This window comes from Halorubrum tibetense, from assembly GCF_042661865.1.
Classification (GTDB): Archaea; Halobacteriota; Halobacteria; order Halobacteriales; family Haloferacaceae; genus Halorubrum; species Halorubrum tibetense.
Genome location: NZ_JBHSWW010000440.1, coordinates 1 through 1,351 on the forward strand (window position 1 = coordinate 1; position 1,351 = coordinate 1,351).

3 protein-coding genes are annotated in these 1,351 nt (G+C 69.7%); 2 read left to right on the top strand and 1 reads right to left on the bottom strand.

Features of this window, described 5'->3' with window-relative positions:
- Positions 1-442 (bottom strand): oxidoreductase (locus tag ACFQEU_RS15945; RefSeq protein ID WP_465261169.1); only part of this gene is annotated, 442 nt, incomplete at its 3' end.
- Between the two features lie 139 nt (positions 443-581).
- Here ACFQEU_RS15945 and ACFQEU_RS15950 point away from each other — a divergent pair.
- Positions 582-743: a hypothetical protein gene (locus ACFQEU_RS15950; protein ID WP_379783763.1), complete on the top strand. Its 162-nt coding sequence runs from the start codon at positions 582-584 to the stop codon at positions 741-743.
- Between the two features lie 98 nt (positions 744-841).
- Positions 842-1,351: hypothetical protein (locus ACFQEU_RS15955; protein ID WP_379783765.1), on the top strand; the 510-nt coding region annotated here is incomplete at its 3' end.

Sequence of the window (1,351 nt, forward strand, 5' to 3'; positions counted from 1 at the left end):
GCCGGGTCGCCGCCGGGTCGTCGTCCGGGTACGGCTCGTCGGTCGCCGAGATCGTCTCCCAGCCCTCGGGGTCGTCGGGGGTGAGCGCGTCGCCGCCCTCGAACGGTGGGGCGTGTGACGCCTTTCGCCCGGCGTGAGCGAGTTGGATCCCCGGCGTCGCACCCTGTGACCGAACGAACGAGACGATCGGCTCGATCGCCTCGGCGTGATCGTCCGACCAGATCCCGAGGCAGTCCGGCGTGATCCGCCCGCGCGGTTCGACCGCGGTCGCCTCCGTCATCACCAGCCCCGCGCCGCCCGCCGCGCGCGTGCCGAGGTGAACCCGATGCCAGTCGTTCGCCATCCCGTCGTCCGCCGAATACTGGCACATCGGCGACAGCATCACTCGGTTCCGGATCTCGGTGTCGCGCAGCGTGAACGGCGTGAAAAGCGAGTCGGTCATCGGCGGACACACGCCGCCCGCGGGCTAAGATGATCCGGTACCCGACGTGGCTCGCCGCGACCGCTACGGCGAAATCGGATCCGATCCCGGTTTAGGCCGACCGAAACCTATAACCCCACCGACCCCCGAGCGGATGACGATGAGTACCGGAGAACGCGTCGGACGCGACCCGGACGCCACGGTCGACGCCCGGCCGACCGTCGCGGCCAGCCACACCTCGCCCGACCGCACCGTCTTCACCGAACAGGGGAACACCGACGCGTGGATCGCGACCGACCTGACGGTCGAACTCGAGCGGTGACCCACACCCTCGATCGCTGACTCACTCCCTCGATCGCCGACCGCCGGACACCGCGCTCGCCGGAACGTTCATCTCGCTCGCGACCGCTAGCGCGGACGATGCCCTCCACGCCACGAGAGAGCCCCCGCTATCGGGACGTGTTCCGGACGGCGGTCGTTCCGTTCTGTACGATCTGGTTTCCGAGCGTCCACTACCTCACCCGGAACCTCTCGACGGCATCGTTGTACCCGCACGTCGAGCCGACGGCGTCGACGTACGCCCGCTGGGGACTCGCCGCGCTTGCCCTCTCGACCGTGATCGGGGTCGCTACCGGATACCTCGTCCAACGGGTCGTCGTCGTCCCTTCCAACGACACGAACGTTTCTACCGCCCACCCCGACGACCCGCTGTTCTGGCGCGCCCTCCTCCTCGACGGTCGCACGCTCCGTGTGTACCTCTCGTTCGTCGGCGTGATCGGCCTCTGGGCGGTCGCGAACGTCGCTGGCGTCGGTCCCGGGACGGTTGCCGCGTTGCTCACGCTGCTCGTGGTCCCGTTCGCGCTTCCGATCCTCCTCCTCGCGCCCCTCGCGATCGGCTCGCACGCGGCCGTCGTCGTCGGGCTCGGTGCC

Bases quoted from the DNA above. Each gene is read 5' to 3' on its own strand.
- ACFQEU_RS15950 (WP_379783763.1), top strand. From the start codon at position 582: ATGAGTACCGGAGAACGCGTCGGACGCGACCCGGACGCCACGGTCGAC.